This window comes from Limimaricola hongkongensis DSM 17492, from assembly GCF_000600975.2.
Taxonomy (GTDB): domain Bacteria; phylum Pseudomonadota; class Alphaproteobacteria; order Rhodobacterales; family Rhodobacteraceae; genus Limimaricola; species Limimaricola hongkongensis.
The window spans coordinates 80,749-105,544 of the sequence record NZ_KK088649.1 but is presented as its reverse complement, the minus strand read 5'-3'; the positions used below and the strand labels follow the sequence as shown (position 1 = coordinate 105,544).

Genomic DNA, 24,796 nt, shown 5'->3' with positions numbered 1-24,796 from the left:
GCGACCGGTGCGGCGGCCCCCGAGAGGGGCCGTCAGCGCATCAGCGGCGGCAGGTCGCCGGTAAGCCCCGCCGCCTCGCGGATCATCGCCCGCCGCAGCGGCGAGATGGCGTTGATCGCTCCCATCCCGGCATCGCGCGCCAGCCGCAAGACCGGGTTGTCGTTCGAAAACAGCCGCGTCGTCAGGTCGGTGGTCGCCGCCAGCGTCGCGGTGTCGAACCGCCGCCAGCGCGCGTAGCGGTCGAGCACAAGCGGGCTGCCGATCTCCTCGCCGCGCATGCGCGCTTCGCGCAGCACCTCGGCCAGCGCCGCCACGTCGCCGCAGACCGGCATTGAGCCCCTGTCCCGCGACCGGGTGCAGCCCATGCGCCGCATCGCCCACCAGCGCCACGCGCGGCGCGGTGAACCGCTCCGCGAGGCTCAGCCCGAGCGGAAACAGCCCCCGCGCCCCGGTGAGGGCGATCTCGCCGAGGAAATTGCCGAAGGCCGGGCGCAGCGCGTCGAGAAAGGCCGCGTCGTCCATCGCCACGAGCCGCTCGGCGCGGGCGCTGCGTTCGCTCCAGACGATCGAGCTGCGATTGCCGGTGAGCGGCAGGATCGCCAGCGGCCCGCCGGGCATGAAGAACTGGTGCGCGATGCCCTTGTGCGGCAGCTCGTGTTCCACCGTGCAGGTCACGGCGCTCTGGTCGTAGCCCCAGCCGCTGCGCCGGATGCCCGCCCGCGCGGCGGTGCCGCTTGCGCGCCCGTCGCAGCCGACCAGCAGCCCCGCGGTCAGCACATCGCCCGAGCCGAGCGTCACCGACACGCCCTCCGCGCGGCTCTCCTGCGCCACCACCCGGTCGGGGGCGCGCAGCGTCACGCCTTCCGTTTCCGCCAGCGCTGCGGCGAGCGCGGCGCGCAGGTGCCGGTCCTCGACCATGTGGCCCATCGGGCCGTCCTCGATCTCGGCCGAATCGAAATGCAGCCACCAGGCCGAAGCGCCTTCGCCGGCGCGCCCGTCGGTGACCTTGATCTCGACCATTTCCTGCGCCTGCGCGGCGAACCGCTCCCACACCCCGAGCCGCGCCAGCATCCGCCGCGACCCGGCGGCGATGGCATAGGCGCGCCCGTCGAAGGCCCCGGATGCCGGGGCGGGCGGGGCGGCGTCCACGAGGGTCACGAAGAGCCCCGCGCGGGCCAGCGCGAGCGCGAGCACCGGGCCGTTCAGCCCGCCGCCCGCGATGAGGATGTCGCTGTCGTGTTTCATGCCGCTGACTATGGGGCGGGGGAGGGGATTGTCCATGCGCCCCGGCGTCGCCGGTCGCCACGGGCGCGCGGCGTTCGCGGCGCGGCGGGGCCGGGTGGCGCTGGCTCGAAAGACACATGCGGGCCGGGCAGGGGGCGAATGCTGGACATCGTCCTGCCCGCGCGGGTAGTTTCCTGCCAAGAGGGGCATTGGCATGACCCCCGTTCATGAGGCAGCAATGGATTTCCCCGAACGGTTCTCGGACCTACCGGAATACGCGTTCCCGCGTCTGCGGAGCCTGCTCGATGCGCACAAGCCGGGTGGTGCGCCGCTGGCCATGACCATCGGCGAGCCGCAGCACCCCTACCCGGACTGGGTCGGCCCGACCATCGCCGACGCCGCGCAGGGATTCGGCAAATACCCGGTCAACGAAGGCTCGGAGATGCTGTTGGGCGCGATCTCGGACTGGATCGGGCGGCGCTACGGCATCGCGGTGGCGCAAAACCGGCTCCTGGCGCTCAACGGCACCCGCGAGGGGCTCTACAACGCCGCCATGGCGCTGTGCCCCGAAACCAGGCGCGGTCAGGCGCCGCTGGTGCTGATGCCCAACCCGTTCTACCAGGTCTACGCCGTGGCGGCGCTGTCGGTCGGGGCCGAGCCGCGCTACCTGCCCGCCACCGCCGGGACCGGTTTCCTGCCCGATCTCGACGCGATCGGGGCCGAGACGCTCGATCGTACGGCGATCTTCTATCTCTGCTCGCCCTCGAACCCGCAGGGCGCGGTGGCCTCCGAGGCCTATCTGAAACGGCTCATGGAGCTGGCCGAGCGCCATGATTTCCGCGTCTTCGCGGATGAGTGCTATTCCGAGATCTGGCGCGATACGCCGCCGCCGGGCGCGCTCGCCGTGGCCGACGCCATGGGCGCCGACCCCGAGCGGCTGGTGGTGTTCAACTCGCTCTCCAAGCGGTCGAACCTGCCGGGCCTGCGCGCGGGCTTTGCCGCGGGCGGCCCCGAATCGATCCGGCGGATGCGCCAGCTGCGCAATTATGCCGGCGCGCCGCTGCCGCTGCCGCTGCAGGCGGTGGCCGCCAAGGCGTGGTCGGACGAGGATCACGTGGTGGAAAACCGCGCGCTCTACGCCGCGAAATACGACATCGCGGACGCGGTGCTTGGCAACGCGCCCGGATATGCCGCGCCCGAGGCCGGGTTCTTCTTGTGGCTGCCGGTCGCGGATGGCGAGGCGGCGGCGCTGAAATTGTGGCGCGAGACGGGGGTGCGGGTGCTGCCCGGCGCCTATCTGGGGCGCGACGTGAACGGAGAAAATCCCGGCAAGGGATATGTCAGGGTCGCCATGGTGGCCCCGGCGGATGAGATGCAGCGCGGGCTCACGACACTCCGCGACTGCCTCTACGACTGAGCGAGAGGACGAGCGACATGGCGTATCAGACGAGGGGGCGAGAGCCCCTGCTGGACAGCAACACGCAGGCGGCGCTGGAAAAGCGCGGCAAGGAGCTGCTCGGACTTGTGCTGATCGCGCTGGGGCTGATGGTCGCGATGATGATCGGCTCCTATTCGCCCGACGATCCCAACTGGATGCTGGCCTCGGACGCGCCGGTGCAGAACTGGCTCGGGCGGTTCGGCGCCTCGGTGGCGCAGCCGATCGTGATGATCGTCGGGCGCGGCGCGTGGATGCTGCCGCTTGTGCTGCTGACATGGGGGGGGCGGCTGGCGCTGCACCGGGGCGAGGAACGCGTGGTGTCGCGTCTCATGTTCGCGCCGATCGTCGTGGCGCTGGCGGCGGTCTTTGCCGCGACGCTGACGCCGCCCGCGGGTTGGAGCCACAATTTCGGCACCGGCGGGCTGTTCGGCGACACGGTGCTTGGCCTGCTCTTGACGATCCTGCCCTTCGGCGCGGGGTTCGGGGTGAACCTGCTGGCGCTGCTGCTCGGGGCGGGGGTGGTGGCCGCCGGGGCCTATGTCACCGGCTTCACCCGCGAGGAAACACAGTCGCTGTGGCGGTTGCTGCTGCTGGGGCTGGTGCTGGCCTATGCGCTCGGCCTGCGGCTGATGGGGCGCGGGGCCACCGTGTCGATGCGCGCCGCCGAGGTGATGCGCGCCCGGATCGGCGACGAGATCGAGACCCGGCGCGAGCAGATGCGCCGCGAGGCCGCGCTTGCCGCGGAGGAAGAGGCCGCCGCCCGCGCCGTGCCAGAGCCCGACCGCAACCAGCGTGTCTCTGCCGTGGTGCGGGCCCATGCCGCCAAGCGCATGGCCAGCGCCAGCACCGCGCCGGTCGAGCCCCGCGACGACGATGACGACGCCCTGATCGAAGAGGCGGCCCCGGCGCGCCGGATGCCGCCCGCCGTGACGCGGGTGAAACCGCGCAGCTCGCCGGTGCCGCCGCCGCCGCCGATGCCCTCCGAGGATGCCGGCTGGCCCGATGACGACCGGGCCGATTGGGTCGAGACCGGCCATGCCGATGAGGGCTGGCCCGAGCAGGCCCACGCCGACCGGGACGCGCCCGCCTCGCAGGCCCCGGCGCGCCGCCTGCCGCCCGCGCCGCCGGGCACGCTGGCCGCGCCGCCGCGCCCGAGCCGCGCCGAAGAACCCTCCGGCGGGCTGCTGTCGCGGATGCCGCAATTGCTGCGCCGTGGTGAGCCGCGCGAGACGCCGCAGCCCGGCCCGGTGGAGCCGCCGCTGACCGCGCAGCAGGCCCCGCAACAGGCCCCGGTCGACGAGGACCGGGTCCGGTCGCGCATCACCGACGCGATCCGCGCCCGCACCGGCGCCGACACCATGCCGCCGTTCCAGAAGGGCCGGATCGAACCGGCGCTGACGCGCGGCCGCGGCCCCAAGCCGCTGATGATCACCAAGACGCCGCGTGCCGTCGCGGGGGCCGGTCTCGCCGCCGCCGGGGCCGGGCTGGCCGCCGCAGGCCAGGCGATCGCGGGCCAGGCGCTCGGGGCGAGCCGCACCGAGATGGCCCCCGGCCCGCGTGTCGAACCGCCGCTGGCGCGCGACCGGGCCGCGCCGCAGGACGTCGATGCGCAGCCCGCGCCCGAACCGACGCAGGCCGGGACCGGCACGCCCCCCGGCTGGGCCGAGACCGCCTCCGAACAGGCGGGCTGGAACGACGCCCCCATGGCGGATGGCGATGACGCCTCGGTGCAGGGCTGGGACGAGACCCCCGAGGCGGACGCGTATGACGATGCGCCCCTGCAGGGCCGGGACGCGGCGCCCGCACCGCGGGACATCGATGCCCCGGATCGCGACGAGACCCCCGCTGCCGCCCCGCGCATGGCAGAGCCGCCGCTGACCGGGCCGTGCGCACCCGCCGCGCCGGCCCCCGCTGCCGCTCCGGCCCCCGCAGCGCAGCGATCCGCGCCCGCTGTGCCCGCCGCGCCCGCGCGACCGATGAGCCCGACCGCCGAGATCGCTCGCGCCGCGCCGCAGCCCGCGCCGGTGGCGCCGCCGAGCCAGCCCGCCGCGCCGCAGGAGGCCTATCCCGACTACGAATACCCGCCGCTTGATTTGCTGATGGACCCCTCCGCGATCGAACGGCACCATCTTCCCGATGCGCAGCTCGAAGAGAACGCGCGCATGCTCGAAGGCGTGCTCGACGATTACGGCGTGAAGGGCGAGATCGTCTCGGTCCGTCCCGGCCCCGTCGTCACCATGTACGAGCTGGAGCCCGCGCCGGGCCTCAAGGCGAGCCGGGTGATCGGCCTTGCCGACGACATCGCGCGCTCCATGTCGGCGCTCTCGGCGCGGGTCTCGACCGTGCCGGGCCGCTCGGTCATCGGCATCGAGCTGCCCAATGCCCGGCGCGAGATGGTGGCGCTGCGCGAGATCCTCACCGCGCGCGATTACGGCGATCAGCAGATGAAGCTGCCGCTGGCGCTCGGCAAGGACATCGGCGGAGAGCCGGTGATCGCCAACCTCGCCAAGATGCCCCACCTGCTGATCGCGGGCACCACCGGCTCGGGCAAGTCGGTCGCGATCAACACGATGATCCTGTCGCTCCTGTACAAGCTGTCGCCCGAGGAATGCCGGTTGATCATGATCGACCCCAAGATGCTGGAACTCAGCGTCTATGACGGCATCCCGCACCTGCTTTCGCCCGTGGTCACCGACCCCAAGAAGGCGGTCGTCGCCCTGAAATGGGTCGTCGGCGAGATGGAGGAGCGCTACCGCAAGATGTCGAAGATGGGCGTGCGCAACATCGACGGCTACAATGGCCGGGTGCGCGACGCGCTGTCGAAAGGCGAGATGTTCTCGCGCACGGTGCAGACCGGCTTCGACGAGGAAACGGGCGATCCGATCTTCGAGACCGACGAGTTCCAGCCCGAGGTGCTGCCCTACATCGTCGTCATCGTCGACGAGATGGCCGACCTTATGATGGTCGCGGGCAAGGAGATCGAAGCCTGCATCCAGCGCCTCGCGCAGATGGCGCGGGCGAGCGGAATCCACCTGATCATGGCGACGCAGCGGCCTTCGGTCGATGTCATCACCGGCACGATCAAGGCCAACTTCCCGACCCGGATCTCCTTCTCGGTCACCTCGAAGATCGACAGCCGCACGATCCTTGGCGAACAGGGCGCCGAGCAGCTTCTGGGCATGGGCGACATGCTCTACATGGCGGGCGGCTCCAAGATCACCCGTGTGCATGGGCCGTTCTGTTCGGACGAGGAGGTCGAGGAGATCGTGACCTACCTCAAGGGCTTTGGCCCGCCCGATTACGTCGGCGGCGTGGTCGAGGGCCCGGACGAGGAGAAGAGCTCGGACATCGACGCCGTGCTCGGCCTCGCGGGGGGCGGCTCCTCGACCTCCGGCTCGGACAGCGAGGACGCGCTTTACGACCAGGCGGTGCAGATCGTCGCGCGTGACCGCAAATGCTCCACCTCCTACATCCAGCGCAAGCTGGCGATCGGCTACAACAAGGCGGCAAGGCTGGTCGAGCAGATGGAGGATCAGGGCGTGGTCTCCGCCGCGAACCATGTCGGCAAGCGCGAGGTGCTGGTGCCCGAGGTGCACTGACATCGCCGCGAGCCCCGCGTGAGGGGCAGCCGCCGGATTGATATCAATGGCTTAAGCCCCCTGCCCCGCCGGGTGGGGGGCTTTTTTGCGGCCCGGTCATCGGCTGACGGGGCGCGCGATATCGCCTAGCGGCGGACAATCGGGCAGAGCGGACCTATATCGAGTGGCAAGGCGCCCCCTCCCTGTTTGCCGGGGGCCACGACATGAAGGACCACGCCAGACATGACCATGATCCGACGCAGCTTCCTCGCCTCGCTCGCCGCCGCCGGGCTCGCTCTCGCCGCCGGTCCCGCGCTCGCGCGCCAGCTTTCGCTGGGCGAGATCTCGGGCTATCTCAACGGCCTGCAATCGGCGACCTCGGGCTTTACCCAGATCAACGGCGACGGTTCGATCCAGACCGGCACGATGTACATCAAGCGTCCGGGCCGGATCCGCTTCGAATATGCGGGCGACCGTTCGATGATGATCGCGGGCGGCGGCCAGGTGGCGGTGTTCGACGCCCGCTCCAACACCGGGCCGGAGCGCTACCCGCTGAACCAGACGCCGCTCAGCATCATTCTCGAGCGCAACGTCGATCTCGGCCGCGCCGGGATGGTGACCGGGCACAGCTCCGACGGGACCAAGACCACCGTGACCGCGCAGGACCCGGCGCGGCCGCAGATGGGGTCGATCCAGATGGTGTTCACCGCCGATCCGGTGGAGCTGCGCCAGTGGGTGGTCACCGACGATGCCGGCCGGAAGACCACCGTGGTGCTCAACGACCTGGCCGCCGGGGCGGGCATCTCGGATGCGAAATTCAACATCCGATCGGAAATGTCGAACTGGTGAGACCCGCCGCAATGCGAAAGGGGGCGGCCCGGTGGCCGCCCCCTTGGCGTTTCAGCGCTTGTTGCAGGCGCGCAGCTGGCTGTCGTAGAGCAGGGTGCGCCGGGCCAGCGAATCCGACACGTTGATCAGCCAGCCCTTGGATTTCCACGTGCCGCGCCGGTAGCCCGCGCGCCCGTCGTGATAGGCGAGATACTGGTTGCGCGTGTCATAGAGCGGAATGCCCAGCTCGCGCTTGGTGCCGTTCATGTACCAGCCCATGAAGTTGGTGGCATGGCGGATGTTGTCGCGCTTGTGGCGCCAGCCGCCCTCCTGTTCGAGATACTCGTCCCAGGTGCCGTCGAGCGCCTGGCTGTAGCCATAGGCCGAGGATTGCCGCCCCACCGGGATCACGCCGAGCTTCCATTGCAGCGGCGTGCGCGCGTTGCCGACGAACTTGCTCTCCTGGTAGATGATCGCCATCTGCACCGGGACCGGCACGCCCCATTTGCGTTCGGTCGCCCGGAAGGCGCGGAGATAGTCGGGATGCTCACGCACGATGCTGCAGGCGTCGTCCAGCTCGCGCGGCGCGGCGAAATCGCGCGGTCCGCATCCGGCCAGGACGGTCAACAGGATCATGGCGCGAAAGAGTCTGCTCATCTGCCCCTCGCATGTTCTGGTTTTTCCGTGAGCCTAGCCGAAGCCGCAGGGTTGCGAAACAGGCGAGGCGGGGTCAGGCGATCACGATTGCAAGGATGAGCGGCAAAGCGACCACCGACAGCAGCGTCGAGGTCACCACCAGCCCGGCCACGGCCTGGGCGTCGGCGCCGTATTTCTCGGCCAGAAGATAGGAGGTGACCGCGACCGGGGTGGAGATCTGCAGCACCAGCACCGCGAAGGCGACCGGCGGCAGCCCGAACCACAGCCCCAGCCCGGTGGCGATCGCGGCGCAAAGCGCGATCTTGGCCGCCGACAGCCCGGTCGACAGCGCCAGCGTGCCGGGCCGCAGCCGCGCCACCGCCACGCCCAGCGTGATCAGCATCATGGGAATCGCCATCTGGCCCACCAGATCCAGCGTGTTGGTGACCACATCCGGCGTCTGCCAGCCGCGCCACAGGAACAAGGCGCCCAGCACCGTGCCCCAGACCAGCGGCTCGCGCAGCACCCGGCCCAGCGATCCGCGCCCGGCCACCAGCCAGATCCCGAAGGTGAAGGAGCCGATCGCCATCACCGCGAAGACCACCACCGCGTAGCCCAGCCCTTCCTGCCCGAAGGCGAACAGCGCCAGCGGCAGGCCGAGATTGCCGGTATTGCCGAAGATCAGCGGCGCCAGGTAGGTCGGCATGTCGAGCCGCAGCGCGGCCAGCAGCAGCGCCAGCAGCGCCGCCAGCACCGCGTAGCTCGCCGCCGAAGCCAGCGACAGCGCCGCCAGCGCCGACGGGTCGATCTCGGTCTGCATCAGGGCCACGAAGATCAGGCAGGGCACCGAGATCGTCATCGCCATGCGGCTGACGAAGGGCACGTCATAGGCGAGGCCGAGCCGCACCCAGACATAGCCGATCGTGGCGAGGACAAAGACCGGCGCAGTGATCTCCAGCACTGTCAGGACAAGGTTCACGGACTGTTTCTCCCCCACTTGACCGCCCCGCATGGACCTGTGAGGGGCTTTGAGGGTAATACTGGTGGAAAGGACGGTCTGCCATGCTGAAGTCGCGCGCCAAATATTCACTGGGCCAGGTGGTCCGCCATCGCAAGCACCCGTTCCGCGGCGTGGTCTTCGATGTCGATGCGATCTTCTCGAACACCGAGGAATGGTACCAGGCGATTCCCGAAGACAGCCGCCCGGCCAAGCAGCAGCCCTATTACCACCTGCTCGCCGAGAACGCGCAGAGCTATTACGTCGCCTATGTGAGCGAACAGAATCTCGTGGCCGATTATTCCGGCGAGCCGGTCGACCACCCCGATCTGGACGACCTGTTCGGCCCGTTCGAGGACGGGCATTACCCGCTTCAGGTCGATCTGAACTGAATGTGCGATTTCGGCGGTTTGCGCGGATGGCGCGGACCGCTACACCTGCCGGATCGCCGAGCAGGAGCCCCTTATGACGATGCCATTGCCCTTCGACGAACTGCGCGGGAGAATCCTCGCCCTGACCGAGGGAGAGACCGATGAAATCGCCCTGATGGCGACCATCGCCTGCGAATTGCATCATTCCGACGACCGCTTCGACTGGACCGGGTTCTACCGCGTCACCGCGCCCGGCCTGCTGAAGATCGGGCCCTATCAGGGCGGCCATGGCTGCCTGACCATTCCCTTCGATCGCGGCGTCTGCGGCGCGGCGGCGCGCAGCGGCGAGACGCAGCTGGTCGCGGATGTGGAGGCGTTTCCGGGCCATATCGCCTGCGCCGCCTCGACCCGCTCCGAGCTGGTGATCCCGCTGCACGACGCCGATGGACGGGTCTTCGCGGTGCTCGACATCGACAGCGACCAGCCCGACGCCTTCGACCACACCGATGCCGAACGGCTCGAAACCCTGCTCGGCACCGTGTTCGCCGGGCACCAGAGCGCCCGGCGTGCATAAATCCGTTGCAGTGGCGCCCGTCCTGAGGGAGAAGCGTGACAGCCTGTACTAAAAGGCATTTTTTGTGAGTGATGGCGTGCCGGAGTCAAGCGAACTAGGACAGGACCTGCGGCGTCTGCGCAAGGCGCGGGGGCTGAGAATCGCCGACCTCGCGGCGCTGACCAATCGCTCCACCGGCTGGATCAGCCAGGTGGAGCGGGGCCGGTCCCGGCCCGATTACGCCGATCTCGTGGCCTTCGCGCGGGCCTTCGACATGCCGCTGTCGCAGATGTTTCGCAACGGCACCGCCCTGATCCCCGAGGAATCCGACGTGCTGCGTGCCGCGCAGCGCCGCTCGCTTCCGGCCGACAATACCGGCGCGGTGGATGACATGCTGACGCCCGATATTTGCGGGCTCCAGTTTTTCCGCAGCCAGCTTTTGCCACGCTCGGCCTCCGAGCAACCGGCCCGGCGCGGTGGGATCGAGCTGGGCCACGTGCTCGAGGGCGAATTCGAGATCTGGATCGGCGGGCGCCACCACGTGCTCGGCCCCGGCGACAGCTTCTGGGCCCGCGACGAGGAGATAACCTGGCTCAATCCGCACGACACCCCTTGCACGGTGATCTGGCTGCTGGCACCGCTGCCGGATGACCCGGACGCCTGACACCCCGCCCGCACCCGATTTCGGAAGCGCCTACGACCCGCCCATGGAGCCGCTCGCGGTGGTCCACGAGGATCACGAGCTGCTGATCGTCGACAAGCCCGCCGGGCTTTTGTCGGTGCCGGGCAAGGGCGAACATCTCGCCGATTGCCTGCTGAGCCGGGTGCAGGAGGCGTTTCCGACGGCGCTGCTGGTGCATCGGCTCGACCGCGATACCTCGGGCGTCATGGTCTTCGCGCTCAGCCCGCACGCCCAGCGCCATCTCGGGCTGCAATTCGAAAAGCGCCAGGCCAGGAAAACCTATGTCGCGCGGGTGCAGGGGCGGCTCGAACCCGCGACCGGCACGGTCGACCTGCCGCTCATCGTCGACTGGCCGAACCGGCCGCGCCAGATGGTCGATCACGAGAACGGGCGGCAGGCGGTGACCGATTGGCGCGTGCTGCGCGCCGGCGACGCCGAAAGCCGGGTGCGGCTCAGCCCCAAGACCGGGCGCAGCCACCAGCTCCGGGTGCACATGCTGGCGCTCGGGCACCCGATCCTGGGCGATCCCTTCTATGCCGAGGGCGCGGCGCGCGACGATCACCCCCGGCTGATGCTGCACTCCGAATCGCTGCAGCTCAGGCATCCCGATGGCGGGCGCGGCGTGCGGTTCAAGGCCAAGGCCCCCTTCTAGCCGCGCCCGGCAGGGCTCAGGCGCCGTCGAGCGGCTCCAGGCTGCGCTCCAGCTTCTCGCGCAGATGCTCGTGCTGTCGGGGCAGCTTCAACGCCTCGCCCAGATGCGCGCGGTCCTCGTCGCGGTCGAAGCCCGGCTCGTTGGTGGCGATCTCGAACAACACCCCGCCGGGGCTGCGGAAATAGATCGCGAAGAAATAATCGCGGTCGATCTGCGGCGTGGTCTGCCATCCCGACTCGGCGAGACGCTGCGCCACCTCGGCCTGCGCGTCGCGATTCTCCACCGCGAAGGCGATGTGATGCACCGAGCCCGCGCCCGACGCGGCACGATGCGCGGCGGGGTCGAGCCGGATGTCGACCGCGTCGGCGGGGTTGCCGCCCGCGACCGCGTAGCGGGTCACGGCGCCCTCGGCCGCGGTCTCGCGGTAGCCCATGAAGGTCAAGAGCTCGACCGTGGCGGCCTTGTCGCGCAACAGCATCTCCACGCCGCGAAAGCCGCGGATGGCGATGTCCGCCGCCACGCCGCCGCCGGTCCACGGCGCCCGGTCGTCGCCCGGCGTCTCGACCAGCGCGAGGCGTTCGCCATCGGGGCCGTCGACCAGTAGCCGGGCCGCGCCGAAGGCGGTGTCGCGCGACAGGTTCTGCACGCCGCGCGCGTCGAGCCGCGCCTGCCATGCGTCGAGGCTGCCCTCGGGCACGGAAAACGAGGTCAGGGAAACCTCCCCGGCGCCCCGGCGACCGCGCGCGGCGTCGGGAAAGGGGAAATAGGTCATCACCGTGCCGGGCGTGCCGATCTGGTCGCCGTAATAGAGGTGATAGACATCCGGCGCGTCGAAATTCACCGTCTTCTTGACCCGGCGCAGGCCGAGCGTGTCGGTGTAGAAGGCATTGTTGGCGCGCGCGCCCGATGCCATCGCGGTGACGTGGTGCAGGCCACGGATCTGGGTCAGCATGTCTTGGCTCCTGTGACGTTGACCCAAGACATAGCGCGCGGCGCGGCGGGCCAAATCCCCGGCCCGGGCGCGGGATCGGTGCGTGGATGCACAAGGCGGCGACCTTCGGCCCGGCGCGGGCCCGGATCGGTCGCCATGCGTATTTGGGGAATGGTGAAACGGGGCGCGCGCGATGGAGAGCGCACGCCCCGTTCCGGTGTCACTCGGCGGCGTCGAGCCCCCAGCCGGAGATCGCCTTGACCTCGAGGAACTCCTCGATGCCCCAGACGCCACCCTCGCGCGCGCGGCCCGATTGGCCGACGCCGCCAAAGGGCGCGCCGGCGCCGCGCGGGCGGCCGTTCATCTCGACCATGCCCGAGTGCAGGGCGAGCGCGAGGCGGTTGCGCCGGGCCGGGTCGGCGGACTGCACGTAGTTGGTCAGGCCGTAAGGCGTGTCATTGGCGATCTCGATCGCCTCCGCCTCGTCCTCGAAGGGCATGATCGACAGCACGGGGCCAAAGATCTCCTCGCGGGCGATGGTCATGTCGCGGGTCACGTCGGCAAAGACGGTGGGGCGGACGAAGTAGCCGCGATTGACGCCCTCGGGCAGGCCGGGGCCGCCCGCGACCAGCCGCGCGCCTTCCTTGATGCCGGTCTCGATCAGGCCCTGCACCTTGTCCCACTGGGCCTTGTTGACCAGCGGGCCGATATGGCGGCCCTCCTCGCTCGCCGGGCCGACGCCGGTCTCCTGCGCGGTGCGGGCGGCGATCTCGACCGCCTCGTCGTAGAAGCCGCGCTCGACCAGCATCCTTGTCGGCGCGTTGCACGACTGGCCGGTGTTCTGCATGCAGTGCCGCACGCCGCGCACCACCGCCTTTTCACCCGCATCGGCAAAGACGAGATTCGCGCCCTTGCCGCCAAGCTCCAGCGTCACCCGCTTGAGCGTCTCGGCCGCGGCCTTGGAGATCGCGCGCCCCGCGCGGGTCGAGCCGGTGAAGGAGATCATCTCCACGTCTTCATGCGTCGACAGCTGCGTGCCGACGCCCGCGCCGTCGCCGTTGACGAGGTTGAACACGCCCGCGGGCACGCCCGCCGCATCGAGCATCTCGGCGAAGACGATGGAGGAGAGCGGCGATTCTTCGGACGGCTTCAGAACGATGGTGCAGCCCGCGAGCAGCGCCGGGATCACCTTGAGCGTGACCTGATTCATCGGCCAGTTCCACGGCGTGATCAGCCCGACCACGCCGATCGGCTCCAGCGCGATCATCGTGTCGGGGGCGTGCTCGCCCAGCGGGCGAAGCCATTCGATCTCGTCGAAGGCGCGCAGAAAGGCCTTGAGATGGCCGGGCAGGGCGGCGGCCTGGCTGTTGCGCGCCAGATCGATCGGCGCGCCCATCTCGCGGCTCATCGCCTGCGCGAGATCCTCCTTGCGGGATTCGTATTGCGCGAGGATGCGCTCGACCACGGCGCGGCGCTCGGCGGGGGGCGTGGCGCGCCAGCCGGGCAGGGCGCGGCGGGCGGCGGCCACGGCGGCGTCGGTGTCGGCCTGATCGCCCAGCGAGATCACCGCGCAGGGCTCTTCGGTCGAAGGGTCGATCACTTCGCAGTCGCGTGGCGAGGCGGGCGCGACCCAGCGCCCGTCGATGTAGAAGTCGCGTTTCTCGATCATGGGGTGTCCTCCGTCTGGCGCGAAGAGTGTCACCGCCGAAAGCCGGCTTCAAGCGGTGGTGCACCCGGCGCCCCGTGCCTATGTTCCGGGCGTGACCGGTACAGCAGGAGGATGACATGGGACTGCGCATCAATGACGAGATCCCGGATCTCGAGGTCGAAACCGATCAGGGCCGCTACGGGCTGCACGAATTCGTGGGCGACAAGTGGACGATCCTGTTCAGCCACCCCAAGGACTTTACCCCGGTCTGCACCACCGAATTCGGTGCCGTGGCCCGGCTGTCCGAGGAATGGAAAAAGCGCGACACCAAGGTGATCGGCGTGTCCGTCGACGGGGTCGAGGATCACAAGCGCTGGAAAAAGGACATCGAGAAGGCCGGTGGAGCCGCGCCCGATTTCCCGATCATCGGTGACGAGGGGCTGGAGGTGTCGAAAGCCTTCGACATGCTGCCCGCCGAGGCGCATCTGCCCGAAGGGCGCACCCCCGCCGACAGCGCCACGGTGCGGGCGGTGTTCATCATCGGCCCCGACAAGCAGCTCAAGCTGTCGATGACCTACCCGATGACGGTGGGCCGCAACTTCGCCGAGGTGCTGCGCGCGCTCGACGCGCTGCAGATGTCGACCGGCAAGGGCGTGGCGACCCCGGCCGACTGGCAGGTGGGCCAGGACGTGGTGATCCCGGCGACGCTCTCGGACGAAGATGCCCGCGCGAAGTTCGGCGAGTTCGAGACCGTGCTGCCCTATCTGCGGATGACCAAGGCGCCGCAGTAAGGCGATCGGGGCGCCCCCAGCGCGGGGGCGCCCCGTTTCAGGCGACCACGACGGTCGTGCCGACCGGCACGCGGGCATAGAGATCCTCGACATGCTCGTTGATCAGACGCACGCAGCCCGATGAGAACTTGCGCCCCATGGTCCATGGCTGCGGCGTGCCGTGGATGCGGTAATAGGTGTCGCGGCCGTTCTGGTAGAGATAGAGCGCGCGCGAGCCGAGCGGATTGCGCGCGTGGCCGCCCGGCAGCCCGCCCGCATAAGGCCCGTAGATCTCGGGCTCGAGACGGATCATGTTGGCGGTGGGGGTCCATGCGGGCCATTCGGCCTTGCGCGCCACCTGCGCGGTGCCGGCGAAATTGCGCCCCGCCGCGCCCAGCGCCACGACGTAGCGGATCGCGCGGCCATGGCCGAGCGTCCAGTAAAGCCGGTTCTGCGCGATGCGCACATGGATCTGGCCCGGTGCCAGCGCCGCGTTCACCGGGATCTCCGTCGGCAGCCATTCGCGCGGGATCTTCACCACGCGCGGCGGCGCGGCCAGCACCGGCCCGGTGGCAATGGTTGCGGCCGCGGCCGCGAGAATGCCTCGTCTCGTGAGTTTCATGCCTGCTCCTTTCCGGGCTCTGCGGCCCGGTTCGCCTCGATGCAGGCAAGCATAGCACCGAATCGGGACGGCTTGGTTAATTCCGCCAAAGCGAAAAAGGCGGCCCCGAGGGGCCGCCTTGGATCGGGAATGCGCCGGATCAGAACCGGTAGCTGACGCCGAGCGAAAGCCACGGGTAGACCACGAGATCCTCGCCCATCTCGTTGGCGTCGTCTTCCATCTCCTGAAGGTCCCGCTCGAACTCGGCATCGACGCTGGAATCGCCGCTCGTGCCGTCGAGCGTGACGTTGACGCCGCCAATGCCGATCAGGCCGATCTCGCTTTCAAAGCCCCAGCCGCGCGCGCCGCCGCTGACATAGCCGATGGCAAGCATCGGGGCGACGTCCTCTTCGAAACGCATCGAGGCGTCGATGCGCGCGTCGTCGTAGCGCATGCCGTCATCGGCCTCGAAGCCGGTGCCGCTGCCGTCGAGGGTGCTGTCGGAGAAAAACAGGCCGCCCGAGAGGCGGAAGCCACCGCCATTGGGGTAATAATCGGCCAGCGCCGCGATGCCGCCAAGGCTGCCATCGGCGGTGATGTCGGTGCCGAAATCATCCTTGTCGCCCTCGAACTCGAAATCCGGAATGCCGGTCAGCACGCCGCGCAGGCGCAGCTTGGGCATCACCTCGTAGGCAGCCGAGCCATAAAGGCCGAAGGTGGAGACGCCGAAACCGGCGGATGCGCCTTCGACGGACTGTGCCTGCGCGGTGGCGGCAGCAAAGACGAGGGCGGCGGCGAGGGGAAGAGTGCGGGGCATCGGGGATATCCTGTTGAGTGTCCCCGCATCTGCCGAAAAGGCCTGATCCTGCGCAACCTGAAGGTGATGGGGCACGCAATGGTCACAATTCCGTGTGGCCATATCGCCGCAGTGCGGCACGCACGAAAAAAGGGGCCCGAAGGCCCCTTTTCCCGTCTGCGAAAACGGCGGGCCTCACTCGGCCTGCGCGTCCGCCTTGGCTTCCTCGCCGGTCTCCTGGTCGACGACCTTCATCGACAGGCGCACCTTGCCGCGATCGTCGAAGCCCAGAAGCTTGACCCAGACCTCCTGGCCTTCCTTGAGCACATCCGACGGATGGTTCAGGCGGCGGTTCTCGATCTGGGAGACGTGCACGAGGCCGTCGCGCTTGCCGAAGAAGTTCACGAAGGCGCCGAAATCGACGAGCTTCACGACCGTGCCCTTGTAGACCTTGCCCTCTTCGGGCTCCGCCACGATCGAGTAGATCATGTCATAGGCCTTCTGGATCGCTTCGCCGTTGGCGGAGGCGATCTTGATCACGCCGTCATCATTGATGTCGACCTTGGCGCCGGACACCTCGACGATCTCGCGGATCACCTTGCCGCCCGAGCCGATCACTTCGCGGATCTTGTCGGTCGGGATCTGCATGGTCTCGATGCGCGGGGCGTGGACCGAGAAGTCCGCGGCGCCGGACAGCGCCTTGTTCATCTCGCCCAGGATGTGCATCCGGCCATCCTTGGCCTGCGCCAGCGCCTTTTTCATGATCTCGGGGGTGATGCCCGCGACCTTGATGTCCATCTGCAGCGAGGTGATGCCCTCGGCGGTGCCGGCGACCTTGAAGTCCATGTCGCCCAGGTGATCCTCGTCGCCGAGGATGTCGGTCAGCACCGCGTAGGAGCCGTCATCTTCCAGCACGAGACCCATGGCCACGCCCGCGACCGCGCCCTTGAGCGGCACGCCCGCATCCATCATCGCCAGCGACCCGCCGCAGACCGAAGCCATCGACGAGGAGCCGTTCGATTCGGTGATCTCGGAGACGAGGCGGATGGTGTAGGGGAAGTCGGTCGCCGCCGGCAGCACCGCCTGCAGCGCCCGCCAGGCGAGCTTGCCATGGCCGATCTCGCGGCGGCCGGGGCTGCCCACGCGGCCCACTTCGCCCACCGAGTAGGGGGGGAAGTTGTAGTGCAGCAGGAAGTTGGATTTGAAGTTGCCGTGCAGCGCGTCGATGAACTGCTCGTCATCGCCGGTGCCCAGCGTGGTCACGACCAGCGCCTGCGTTTCGCCGCGGGTGAACAGCGCCGAGCCATGGGTGCGCGGCAGCATGCCGGTCTCGGCCACGATGTCGCGCACCGTGTCGAGGTTGCGGCCGTCGATGCGCTGGCCTTTCTTGACCACGTCGCCGCGCAGCACGGTCGATTCGAGCTTCTTCATCGCGGAGCCGAGATTGGCGTCCTCGAGCTGCTCCTCGGTGAGCTGCGCCTTGATCTCCTCGCGGGCGTTCGCCACGGCGGCGGTGCGCTCCTGCTTGTCGGTGATCGCGAAGGCGGCGCGCATCTTCTCCTCGCCCGCCGATTTCACGGCGTCGAACAGCGCCGAGTAATCCGGGGGGGTGAAGTCGAACGGCTCTTTCGCGGTCTCTTCGGCCAGATCGATGATCAGGTCGATCACCGGCTGGATCTGCTCATGCGCGAAGGTGACGGCGCCGAGCATCTCGTCCTCGGTCAGCTCGTAGGCCTCGGACTCGACCATCATGACCGCGTCCTTGGTGCCCGCGACCACGAGGTCGAGGCGCTGCTCGGGGTTCGCGCGCAGGTTCTGCATGTCGTCGACGGTCGGGTTCAGCACGTAATCGCCATCGACGAAGCCGACGCGGGCACCCGCGATCGGGCCCATGAAGGGCGCGCCCGAAATGGTCAGCGCGGCCGAGGCCGCGATCATCGCCACGACGTCGGGGTCGTTGACGAGGTCATGGCTGAGCACGGTGCACATCACCAGCACTTCGTTCTTGAAGCCCGGCACGAAGAGCGGGCGGATCGGCCGGTCGATCAGGCGCGCGGTCAGCGTCTCCTTCTCGGTCGGGCGCGCCTCGCGCTTGAAGAAGCCGCCCGGGATCTTGCCGGCGGCATAGTATTTTTCCTGGTAGTGGACGGTCAGGGGAAAGAAGTCCTGACCGGGCTTGGGCGCCTTGGCGAAGGTGACGTTGGCCATCACGCTGGTTTCGCCCAGCGTCGCGATGACCGAACCGTCGGCCTGACGCGCGACCTTGCCGGTTTCCAGCGTCAGCGTCTCTTCGCCCCACTGGATCGATTTTTTCACGTCGTGAAACATCGTCTTTTCCATTCTGGCCCGACCTTCGGGCCCTTGTGCCCCCCTAATGCGTGAACAATCCCTGGGGGCGGGTTGCGGAGGGGCCGGATGCCCCTGGCTCTCGTGTTTCCGTGACGCGGGGCGAGCCCGGTCCGCGCCATCCCGGATATGAAAGGGACCGCGCCGATGGCGCGGTCCCGAAAACCTTAGCGGCGGATGCCGAGGCGGCCGATCAGGGCCTTGTAACGCTCGACGTCCTTGCCCTTGACGTAGTCAAGCAGCTTGCGGCGACGGGCGACCATCTTGAGAAGGCCACGGCGGCCGTGGTTGTCCTTCTTGTGGGTCTTGAAGTGCTCGGTCAGGGTCGCGATGCGCGAGGTCAGGATCGCGACCTGCACCTCGGGCGAACCGGTGTCGCCTTCCTTGGTGGCGAAATCGCTGACGACCTTGGCCTTGTCTTCCACGGTGATCGACATCGGGGTCTCCTTTTCAAAGTGAGAGGTGATGGCACAAGCCGGGATGTCGTCCAGCAGGGCCCATGGAGCTCCACCCCCCATATAGGGCGGTGGATGCGTGCCCATAGTGCAAATCACCCGAAAAGGAAAGCGTCATGCTGCGGCGCGACGCCGCGCGGGGTCAGGCCGCCCGATCGGTCAGGAACAGCACCGCCCCCGGCGGCAGCGCCGCCACCCCGTCGAGCCGCGCCAGCGCCGCGCCGTCGGCGCGCAAGAGCACGCCTTCGGGCGCGGGCTCGAGCGTCAGCTCGGGCACGGCCCCTTCGGGGTGCAGCACCATGATCCGGTCCTGCGCGGCGTCGAAATCGGCGATCACCGCGGGCGCGCCCGCCTCGGCGCTGCGCAGCGCGAACAGGTCGCCGCCCGCGCCGCCATGCGCGATGTCGCCCGCGCCCGCCGCGATCCTGTCGTCGCCCGCCCCGCCATTGAGCCAGTCGCCCGCGCCGTCGCCCGTGCCCGACAGCCGGTCGTCGCCCGCCCCGCCATGCAGCACGTCGCGCCCGGGCCCGCCATCGAGCGCGTCGTCGCCCCGATCGCCGCCGAGCGCGTCGTCGCCCGCGCCGCCGAACAGCCGGTCGGCCCCGTCGCCCGCGCGCAGCCGGTCATCGCCATCCCCGCCCCAGAGCGCGTCGTCGCCGACATGGCCCCACAGCGCATCGGCCCCCGTGCCGCCGCGCAGCGCGTCATCGCCGCGCCCGCCATGCATCTCGTCCCCGCCCGCGCCGCCATCGGCCCGGTCGTCGCCATCGCGCAGGTCGACATGATCGTCGCCGGGGCCGGCCATGATGTCGTCATCCGCCGCGCCGCCGAAGATCACGTCGGAACCGCCCGTGCCGGTGTCGGACAGGCGCTGGGGCGGTGCGGATGGCGCGTCTTGCGGCTCGGGCGGCGGCGGGGCGTCCCCGGGCGCGGCGGCAGGGGCGGGGCCGAACACGGCGTCGGGCGGCAGCGGATCGCGCATCTCGTCATCGCCGATATCGCCGGGATCGGGTTCCTCCTCGATCAGCGTGGGCGGCAGCAGCGCCGCGCCGGTCAGGGCAAGACCGAGCAATCCGAGCAGGGCAAACATGGCGATCTCCGCGGCGGGGGCGGAGCGCAGGCTAGCACGGCCAAGGCCGGCCCCGGCCCGAAAGCCGGGCCGAGGGTTAATGGGGTGTCTTCAGCGGTTGGCGCCGGGCTGCCACAGCACGTCGGCGCGGCCTTCGTCATTGGCCATGCGCGAGGCCACGAAGAACCAGTCCGACAGCCGGTTGAGATAGCGCACGGCATGCCCGTTCACCGATTCGGCGCGGGCCAGCGCCACGGCCAGCCGTTCGGCCCGGCGCGACACGGTGCGGCACAGGTGCAGCTGCGCGGCCAGCGCCGAGCCGCCCGGCAGCACGAAGCTGCGCAGCGGCTCCAGCTTGTCGTTCATCGCGTCGATCTCGCGCTCCAGCCGGTCGGTCTGCCCGGCCACCATGCGCAGCACCGGGTGTTTCGCCTCGGCGTCGCGCGCGGGCTCGGGGCGGCACAGATCGGCGCCGAGATCGAACAGATCGTTCTGGATCCGGCCCAGCGCCGCGTCCAGGTCGCCGGTCGCGTGCTGCCGGGCCGCGCCGATCGCGGCGTTGGTCTCGTCGACCGTGCCATAGGCTTCGACCCGCAGGTCGTCCTTGGCCACCCGGCTGCCATCGCCGAGCGCGGTGTCGCCCTTGTCGCCGGTGCGGGTGTAGATGCGGTTCAGAACGACCATCAGCCCGCCCCCCTTAGAAAGACGTAAAGCAGGATCAGCAGCACCGCGACGAATTGCGCGCCGATGCGCCAGCGCATGATCTTGTTGGCGTATTTGCGGTTGAACTCGCCGCCCTTGCCGAAGGTGCCGACCCCGAGCATCAGGATTCCGGCGACGATCAGGACGGCGATGACGACGAGGATGAATAACGGATCTTGAAGCATGAGCGGCCTTTCGCGGTTGGGTCACGATCTAGCGGCCCGGCGGGCCAAGGCAAAGCGGGCGCGGTGTCGCGCCCCCTTCGGGGCCGTCACCCCCGCGACAGCACCCGGTCGAGCGCGCGGGTCGGCAAAAGCCGGCGCAGCGTGCCCGACAGGTAGGTCGGCGTGGTGACGTAGTAGCGCGGCCGCGGGCGCCGGGCCTCCAGCGCGTGGGCCAGTTTGACGGCCACGGCCTCGGGCGGCAGCTCGAACCGGTCGGGGCCGCGCGCGGTATAGAGCCGCTCAAGCAGCCCGCCCTCGTATTCCGCGCGCCGGGCCGAATGCCGCCAGTCGATCCAGCGTTCGAAATGCGGGATCGAATTGGCGCGGATGCGCGAGGTGACGGGGCCCGGCTCGATCAGGCTCACATGGATGCCGGTCCCGGCCATCTCGAGCCTGAGCACGTCGGTCAGCCCTTCGAGCGCGAACTTGGTCGCGACATAGGCACCGCGCCACTTGATCCCGACGAGGCCCAGCACCGAGGAGCAGTTGACGATCCGTCCATGGCCCTGATCGCGCATCACCGGCAGGACGCGGGCGGTCAGGTCGTGCCAGCCGAAGAGGTTGGTCTCGAAGATCTCGCGCAGCGCCTCGCGCGGCAGGTCCTCGACCGCGCCGGGGCAGGCGAAGGCGCCGTTGTTGTAAAGCGCATCCAGCCGCCCGCCGGTCGCGTCGAGCACCGCGGCCAGCCCCGCCGCGACGCTGTCGGGATCGGCGTAGTCGAGCCGCGGGGCCTCGAACCCCTCGGCGCGGCGGGCGGCGCAATCGGCCTCGGCCCGGCAGGAGGCGAAGACGCGCCAGCCGCGATTTCGCATGTGGCGGGCGCAGGCGAGGCCGATACCGGAGGAGGCGCCGGTGACGAGAAGGGTGCGGGGCATGTCCATTCGGATCGTCATGGCGGGGCCGGGGCGGGGCCGCAACGAAAAAGGCGCCCCGTATGGGACGCCCTTTCCTGCAGGTCGTGAGGTCGGCCCCGGCGGGTTCAGCTTTCGACGGGGGCGAGCAGCCGCTCCGACATCCAGCCGCTTTCGCCGGTGGCGGTGATCTCGATCCGGGCCCAGCCATCGGCGCGTTCGATCAGCTTGGCCTCGGTGCCGCGCGGCAGCGTGTCGAGCACGGCATGGCCGGTGCCGGGGCCCTGGCGCATGTTGACCCAGTCGCCGCTCACCTGCCGAAGCTCGACGGTGGCCACGGTCTCTTCGGCGGCGACGGTTTCTTCGGGGGCCGGCTGCGGGGTCTTGGGCATGAAGGCGGCGGAGATCAGCTCGACATTCTCGGGGAATTCGCGCATCGCACTGACCGGAATGCCCGACTCGCTGCGCTCGATGTCGTTGCGGGCGATCATGTCGGCGGAGGGGGTGCTTGCCTGCACCGCCCCGATCATCGTTTCGGGTTGGAAATCGGCGCCGCCGGACATTTCGTAATAGCCCACGCCAAGCAGCAGGAAGGTGGCACCGATACCGAAAACATGCTTCATGACGACCTCTTTTGCTCTGCTCAACACCCCCGCCGGACGGGTCACCTTGGCGTGACGCCTGCCGCGGCGCGGGATCTTGCTGACCCTGTGCCTGTCCAACCGCGACTTTACGCCGATGGTTCCCGCCGATAGGAAGCTTTTCATGCCTGACCCCCTTGACGACGCCGTCCAGCCCGCCCCCGACACGGGTCTCACGGAGCCGCTGCGCCGCGCCTTAGGCGAGCGGTATCTGAGCTATGCGCTCTCCACGATCATGAACCGGGCGCTGCCCGATGCGCGCGACGGGCTCAAACCCGTGCACCGCCGCATTCTTTATGCCATGCGCGAGCTCAAGCTGTCCTCGACGGGCGGCTTTCGCAAATCGGCCAAGATCTCCGGCGACGTGATGGGCAACTATCACCCACATGGCGATGCCGCGATCTACGACGCGATGGCCCGCCTCGCGCAGGATTTCGCGGTGCGTTATCCGCTCGTGGACGGGCAGGGCAATTTCGGCAATATCGACGGCGACAACCCCGCCGCTGCCCGCTACACCGAGGCCCGGCTGACCGCCGCCGCCGAGGCGCTGATGGAGGGTTTGACCGAGAACGCGGTCGATTTCCGCGGCAATTACGACGGCACGCTGACCGAACCCGCGGTGCTGCCCGCCGCCTTTCCGAACCTGCTCGCCAACGGCTCCTCGGGGATCGCGGTCGGCATGGCCACCAACATCCCGCCGCATAACCTGCACGAGCTGATCGAGGCCTGCCTTTACATGATCAGGACGCCCGGCGTCTCGGATGAGAAGCTGGTCGATCTCGTGCCGGGCCCCGATTTCCCCACGGGCGGCGTTCTGGTCGAACCGCGCGAGAACATCCTCGCGGCCTATCGCACCGGGCGCGGCTCGTTCCGCCTGCGCGCGCGCTGGGAGGTCGAGGAGCTGGGCCGCGGCCAGTGGCAGGTGGTGGTCACGGAGATCCCCTACCAGGTGCAGAAATCCAAGCTGATCGAGCGGCTGGCCGAGCTGATCCAGACCCGCAAGATCCCGCTTCTGGCCGATGTGCGCGACGAAAGCGCCGAGGATGTGCGCATCGTGCTGGAGCCGCGCGCCAAAACGGTCGAGCCGGAAATGATGATGGGGATGCTGTTCAAGAACAGCGATCTGGAGATCCGCTTCGGGCTCAACATGAACGTGCTGATCGACGGGCTGACGCCCAAGGTCTGTTCGCTCAAAGAGGTGCTGCGCGCCTTTCTCGACCATCGCCGCGAGGTGCTCGCGCGCCGCTCGCAGCACCGGCTGGAAAGGATCGACCACCGGCTCGAGGTGCTCGAAGGCTTCATCACCGCCTTTTTGAACCTCGACCGCGTCATCGACATCATCCGCTACGACGATCAGCCGAAACAGGCGCTGATGGCCGAGGACTGGGACCGCGACCACGTGCGCGCGGTATCCGAGCGCGACTACCGCTCGCCGTTGAGCGAAGCCTTGGGCGGCGGCGGTCTGACCGAGGTGCAGGCCGAGGCGATTCTCAACATGCGGCTCAGGAGCCTGCGCCGTCTCGAGGAGCTGGAGCTCCTCAAGGAGCAGGACGCGCTGATGCAGGAGCGGGCCGGGCTCGAGGACCTGCTCGCCTCCGAGGAGCTTCAGTGGAAATCCATCGCCGCGCAGCTGCGCGAAACGCGCAAGCTGATGGGTCACGGCACGCCCGGCGGCGACCGGCGCACCGGCTTTGCCGAGGGCACCGAGATCCCCGACGTGCCGATCGAGGCGATGATCGAGCGCGAGCCGATCACCATCGTCTGCTCGGAGATGGGCTGGATCCGGGCGATGAAGGGTCACATCGCGCTCGACAGCGAGCTGAAGTTCAAGGATGGCGACAAGGGCCGCTTCATCCTGCACGCCGAAACCACCGACCGGATTCTCGTCTTCGGCTCGAACGGGCGGTTCTATACCGTTTCGGCCACCAGCCTGCCCGGCGGGCGCGGCATGGGCGAGCCGCTGCGGCTCATGGTCGATCTGCCGAACGAGGCGCAGATCGTGGCGCTGCATCTCTACCGCCCCGAGCGGCGGCTTCTGGTCGCGTCCTCTGCCGGTGACGGCTTCGTCGTCAACGAGGACGAGGTGCTGGCCCAGACCCGCGCCGGCAAGCAGGTGCTCAACGTCAAGGGCGACGTGGCCGCGCGGATCTGCAAGCCGGTGACCGGCGACGCGGTCGCGGTGGTGGGCGACAACCGCAAGGTGCTCGTCTTCCCGCTCGACGAGCTGCCCGAGATGACCCGCGGCAAGGGCGTGCGGCTTCAGAAATACAAGGATGGCGGGCTGTCGGACGCCACGACCTTCGTCATGGAGGCGGGGCTGTCGTGGAAGGATCCGGCTGGCCGGACCCGGACCCAGAGCGATCTGGCCGACTGGACGGCCAAGCGCGCGACCGCCGGGCGCATGGCGCCGCGCGGCTTTCCGCGCGACAACATGTTCAACTGAAGCGGCGCGTCCCGGACGGGGCAGGAGAGGCGCGCGGCGAAAGCCGCGCGCCTCTTGCCGCTTGATTTCTGTCCCGGATGCAAATACATCGCCCGCGATGTCGAACCGGGCCACACGGAGGCCCCCGAACACGCGAGGCGCCAGCGCAGATGGCAAAGGCTAAATTCGAACGCACCAAACCGCACGTGAACATCGGGACCATCGGTCACGTGGACCACGGCAAGACCACCCTGACGGCGGCGATCACCAAGTATTTCGGTGATTTCCAGGCCTACGACCAGATCGACGGCGCGCCGGAAGAGAAGGCCCGCGGGATCACCATCTCGACCGCCCATGTCGAGTACGAGACCGAGACCCGCC

At 69.2% G+C, this 24,796-nt stretch carries 23 protein-coding genes and 1 pseudogene; 10 read left to right on the top strand and 14 right to left on the bottom strand.

The annotated features are described in order from the left end of the window. Positions 1-32: 32 nt before the first annotated feature. Positions 33-1,245 (bottom strand): annotated as a pseudogene (locus LOKHON_RS02480) (FAD-dependent monooxygenase). 217 nt (positions 1,246-1,462) lie between these two features. On the opposite strand from LOKHON_RS02480, the gene LOKHON_RS02475 reads away from it, so the two are divergent. The 3 genes from LOKHON_RS02475 (at position 1,463) to LOKHON_RS02465 (ending at position 7,089) form a co-directional block, all read left to right on the top strand. Beyond that, positions 1,463-2,641, top strand: a complete 1,179-nt coding sequence (locus tag LOKHON_RS02475) for an aminotransferase class I/II-fold pyridoxal phosphate-dependent enzyme (protein ID WP_017927990.1) — start codon at positions 1,463-1,465, stop codon at positions 2,639-2,641. Between the two features lie 17 nt (positions 2,642-2,658). Further along, positions 2,659-6,261 carry a DNA translocase FtsK gene (locus LOKHON_RS02470; RefSeq protein ID WP_017927991.1) on the top strand — a complete coding sequence of 1,201 codons (3,603 nt, stop codon included), beginning with the start codon at positions 2,659-2,661 and terminating at the stop codon, positions 6,259-6,261. A 222-nt stretch (positions 6,262-6,483) separates the two neighbouring features. Then, positions 6,484-7,089, top strand: a complete 606-nt coding sequence (locus LOKHON_RS02465; protein WP_017927992.1) for a LolA family protein — start codon at positions 6,484-6,486, stop codon at positions 7,087-7,089. A 51-nt stretch (positions 7,090-7,140) separates the two neighbouring features. Here the strand turns inward: LOKHON_RS02465 and LOKHON_RS02460 are convergent, their stop codons facing one another. Then, entirely contained in the window at positions 7,141-7,725 is a 585-nt protein-coding gene (locus LOKHON_RS02460; protein ID WP_026147418.1) for a transglycosylase SLT domain-containing protein, read from the bottom strand. Positions 7,726-7,798: 73 nt separating this feature from the next. Beyond that, positions 7,799-8,683, bottom strand: coding sequence for an AEC family transporter (locus LOKHON_RS02455; protein ID WP_026147419.1), 885 nt, complete (start codon positions 8,681-8,683; stop codon positions 7,799-7,801). Positions 8,684-8,766: 83 nt separating this feature from the next. On the opposite strand from LOKHON_RS02455, the gene hspQ reads away from it, so the two are divergent. The 4 genes from hspQ (at position 8,767) to LOKHON_RS02435 (ending at position 10,959) form a co-directional block, all read left to right on the top strand. Next, positions 8,767-9,093, top strand: coding sequence for a heat shock protein HspQ (gene hspQ / locus LOKHON_RS02450; protein WP_017927995.1), 327 nt, complete (start codon positions 8,767-8,769; stop codon positions 9,091-9,093). A 79-nt stretch (positions 9,094-9,172) separates the two neighbouring features. Continuing rightward, the gene (locus LOKHON_RS02445; protein ID WP_033315485.1) at positions 9,173-9,646 is read left to right on the top strand and encodes a GAF domain-containing protein; all 474 of its coding nucleotides are present in this window, start codon (positions 9,173-9,175) and stop codon (positions 9,644-9,646) included. A gap of 76 nt (positions 9,647-9,722) precedes the next feature. Further along, positions 9,723-10,289, top strand: coding sequence for a helix-turn-helix domain-containing protein (locus tag LOKHON_RS02440; RefSeq protein WP_017927997.1), 567 nt, complete (start codon positions 9,723-9,725; stop codon positions 10,287-10,289). Continuing rightward, positions 10,273-10,959, top strand: coding sequence for an RluA family pseudouridine synthase (locus tag LOKHON_RS02435; protein WP_051059638.1), 687 nt, complete (start codon positions 10,273-10,275; stop codon positions 10,957-10,959). Before LOKHON_RS02440 ends, LOKHON_RS02435 begins: the two co-directional genes overlap by 17 nt. Before the next feature lie 16 nt (positions 10,960-10,975). On the opposite strand, the gene LOKHON_RS02430 is transcribed toward LOKHON_RS02435, so the two are convergent. Continuing rightward, positions 10,976-11,911 carry a ring-cleaving dioxygenase gene (locus tag LOKHON_RS02430; RefSeq protein WP_017927999.1) on the bottom strand — a complete coding sequence of 312 codons (936 nt, stop codon included), beginning with the start codon at positions 11,909-11,911 and terminating at the stop codon, positions 10,976-10,978. A 199-nt stretch (positions 11,912-12,110) separates the two neighbouring features. Then, a complete protein-coding gene (locus LOKHON_RS02425) occupies positions 12,111-13,559 on the bottom strand; it encodes an aldehyde dehydrogenase family protein (RefSeq protein ID WP_017928000.1) in 1,449 nt (482 codons plus the stop codon). A gap of 116 nt (positions 13,560-13,675) precedes the next feature. On the opposite strand from LOKHON_RS02425, the gene LOKHON_RS02420 reads away from it, so the two are divergent. Next, positions 13,676-14,329 carry a peroxiredoxin gene (locus tag LOKHON_RS02420; RefSeq protein WP_017928001.1) on the top strand — a complete coding sequence of 218 codons (654 nt, stop codon included), beginning with the start codon at positions 13,676-13,678 and terminating at the stop codon, positions 14,327-14,329. Between the two features lie 37 nt (positions 14,330-14,366). Here the strand turns inward: LOKHON_RS02420 and LOKHON_RS02415 are convergent, their stop codons facing one another. The 9 genes from LOKHON_RS02415 to LOKHON_RS02375 form a co-directional block, all read right to left on the bottom strand. Then, entirely contained in the window at positions 14,367-14,930 is a 564-nt protein-coding gene (locus LOKHON_RS02415; RefSeq protein ID WP_017928002.1) for a L,D-transpeptidase, read from the bottom strand. A gap of 139 nt (positions 14,931-15,069) precedes the next feature. Continuing rightward, the gene (locus LOKHON_RS02410) at positions 15,070-15,726 is read right to left on the bottom strand and encodes a hypothetical protein (protein WP_017928003.1); all 657 of its coding nucleotides are present in this window, start codon (positions 15,724-15,726) and stop codon (positions 15,070-15,072) included. A 174-nt stretch (positions 15,727-15,900) separates the two neighbouring features. Continuing rightward, the gene (pnp, locus tag LOKHON_RS02405; RefSeq protein ID WP_026147421.1) at positions 15,901-18,033 is read right to left on the bottom strand and encodes a polyribonucleotide nucleotidyltransferase; all 2,133 of its coding nucleotides are present in this window, start codon (positions 18,031-18,033) and stop codon (positions 15,901-15,903) included. Positions 18,034-18,218: 185 nt separating this feature from the next. Continuing rightward, the gene (gene rpsO / locus LOKHON_RS02400; RefSeq protein WP_017928005.1) at positions 18,219-18,488 is read right to left on the bottom strand and encodes a 30S ribosomal protein S15; all 270 of its coding nucleotides are present in this window, start codon (positions 18,486-18,488) and stop codon (positions 18,219-18,221) included. 160 nt (positions 18,489-18,648) lie between these two features. Next, complete coding sequence (locus tag LOKHON_RS02395) at positions 18,649-19,596, bottom strand: calcium-binding protein (RefSeq protein WP_017928006.1); 948 nt, start codon at positions 19,594-19,596, stop codon at positions 18,649-18,651. A gap of 90 nt (positions 19,597-19,686) precedes the next feature. Then, the gene (locus LOKHON_RS02390) at positions 19,687-20,259 is read right to left on the bottom strand and encodes a cob(I)yrinic acid a,c-diamide adenosyltransferase (protein WP_017928007.1); all 573 of its coding nucleotides are present in this window, start codon (positions 20,257-20,259) and stop codon (positions 19,687-19,689) included. After that, complete coding sequence (locus LOKHON_RS02385; RefSeq protein ID WP_017928008.1) at positions 20,259-20,462, bottom strand: twin transmembrane helix small protein; 204 nt, start codon at positions 20,460-20,462, stop codon at positions 20,259-20,261. The genes LOKHON_RS02390 and LOKHON_RS02385 overlap by 1 nt, the downstream gene beginning before the upstream one ends. A gap of 86 nt (positions 20,463-20,548) precedes the next feature. After that, on the bottom strand, positions 20,549-21,376 hold the full coding sequence (locus LOKHON_RS02380; RefSeq protein WP_026147422.1) for an SDR family NAD(P)-dependent oxidoreductase: 828 nt from the start codon (positions 21,374-21,376) through the stop codon (positions 20,549-20,551). 104 nt (positions 21,377-21,480) lie between these two features. Further along, positions 21,481-21,975, bottom strand: a complete 495-nt coding sequence (locus LOKHON_RS02375; RefSeq protein WP_017928010.1) for an SH3 domain-containing protein — start codon at positions 21,973-21,975, stop codon at positions 21,481-21,483. A 142-nt stretch (positions 21,976-22,117) separates the two neighbouring features. Between LOKHON_RS02375 and parC the strand changes: the two genes are divergently transcribed. Together parC and LOKHON_RS02365 are read left to right on the top strand one after the other, a co-directional pair. Next, positions 22,118-24,436, top strand: a complete 2,319-nt coding sequence (parC, locus tag LOKHON_RS02370; protein WP_017928011.1) for a DNA topoisomerase IV subunit A — start codon at positions 22,118-22,120, stop codon at positions 24,434-24,436. 149 nt (positions 24,437-24,585) lie between these two features. Next, positions 24,586-24,796, top strand: a 211-nt coding sequence (locus tag LOKHON_RS02365; RefSeq protein ID WP_036082276.1) for a GTP-binding protein, incomplete at its 3' end; no start/stop codon positions are given.

Excerpts from the sequence above, each read along its gene's own strand:
- LOKHON_RS02475 (WP_017927990.1), top strand. The coding sequence starts at position 1,463 with ATGGATTTCCCCGAACGGTTCTCGGACCTACCGGAATACGCGTTCCCG.
- LOKHON_RS02470 (WP_017927991.1), top strand. The coding sequence starts at position 2,659 with ATGGCGTATCAGACGAGGGGGCGAGAGCCCCTGCTGGACAGCAACACG.
- LOKHON_RS02465 (WP_017927992.1), top strand. The coding sequence starts at position 6,484 with ATGACCATGATCCGACGCAGCTTCCTCGCCTCGCTCGCCGCCGCCGGG.
- LOKHON_RS02460 (WP_026147418.1), bottom strand. The coding sequence starts at position 7,725 with ATGAGCAGACTCTTTCGCGCCATGATCCTGTTGACCGTCCTGGCCGGA.
- hspQ (WP_017927995.1), top strand. The coding sequence starts at position 8,767 with ATGCTGAAGTCGCGCGCCAAATATTCACTGGGCCAGGTGGTCCGCCAT.
- LOKHON_RS02445 (WP_033315485.1), top strand. The coding sequence starts at position 9,173 with ATGCCATTGCCCTTCGACGAACTGCGCGGGAGAATCCTCGCCCTGACC.
- LOKHON_RS02435 (WP_051059638.1), top strand. The coding sequence starts at position 10,273 with ATGACCCGGACGCCTGACACCCCGCCCGCACCCGATTTCGGAAGCGCC.
- LOKHON_RS02430 (WP_017927999.1), bottom strand. The coding sequence starts at position 11,911 with ATGCTGACCCAGATCCGTGGCCTGCACCACGTCACCGCGATGGCATCG.
- LOKHON_RS02425 (WP_017928000.1), bottom strand. The coding sequence starts at position 13,559 with ATGATCGAGAAACGCGACTTCTACATCGACGGGCGCTGGGTCGCGCCC.
- LOKHON_RS02420 (WP_017928001.1), top strand. The coding sequence starts at position 13,676 with ATGGGACTGCGCATCAATGACGAGATCCCGGATCTCGAGGTCGAAACC.
- LOKHON_RS02415 (WP_017928002.1), bottom strand. The coding sequence starts at position 14,930 with ATGAAACTCACGAGACGAGGCATTCTCGCGGCCGCGGCCGCAACCATT.
- LOKHON_RS02410 (WP_017928003.1), bottom strand. The coding sequence starts at position 15,726 with ATGCCCCGCACTCTTCCCCTCGCCGCCGCCCTCGTCTTTGCTGCCGCC.
- pnp (WP_026147421.1), bottom strand. The coding sequence starts at position 18,033 with ATGTTTCACGACGTGAAAAAATCGATCCAGTGGGGCGAAGAGACGCTG.
- rpsO (WP_017928005.1), bottom strand. The coding sequence starts at position 18,488 with ATGTCGATCACCGTGGAAGACAAGGCCAAGGTCGTCAGCGATTTCGCC.
- LOKHON_RS02395 (WP_017928006.1), bottom strand. The coding sequence starts at position 19,596 with ATGTTTGCCCTGCTCGGATTGCTCGGTCTTGCCCTGACCGGCGCGGCG.
- LOKHON_RS02390 (WP_017928007.1), bottom strand. The coding sequence starts at position 20,259 with ATGGTCGTTCTGAACCGCATCTACACCCGCACCGGCGACAAGGGCGAC.
- LOKHON_RS02385 (WP_017928008.1), bottom strand. The coding sequence starts at position 20,462 with ATGCTTCAAGATCCGTTATTCATCCTCGTCGTCATCGCCGTCCTGATC.
- LOKHON_RS02380 (WP_026147422.1), bottom strand. The coding sequence starts at position 21,376 with ATGCCCCGCACCCTTCTCGTCACCGGCGCCTCCTCCGGTATCGGCCTC.
- LOKHON_RS02375 (WP_017928010.1), bottom strand. The coding sequence starts at position 21,975 with ATGAAGCATGTTTTCGGTATCGGTGCCACCTTCCTGCTGCTTGGCGTG.
- parC (WP_017928011.1), top strand. The coding sequence starts at position 22,118 with ATGCCTGACCCCCTTGACGACGCCGTCCAGCCCGCCCCCGACACGGGT.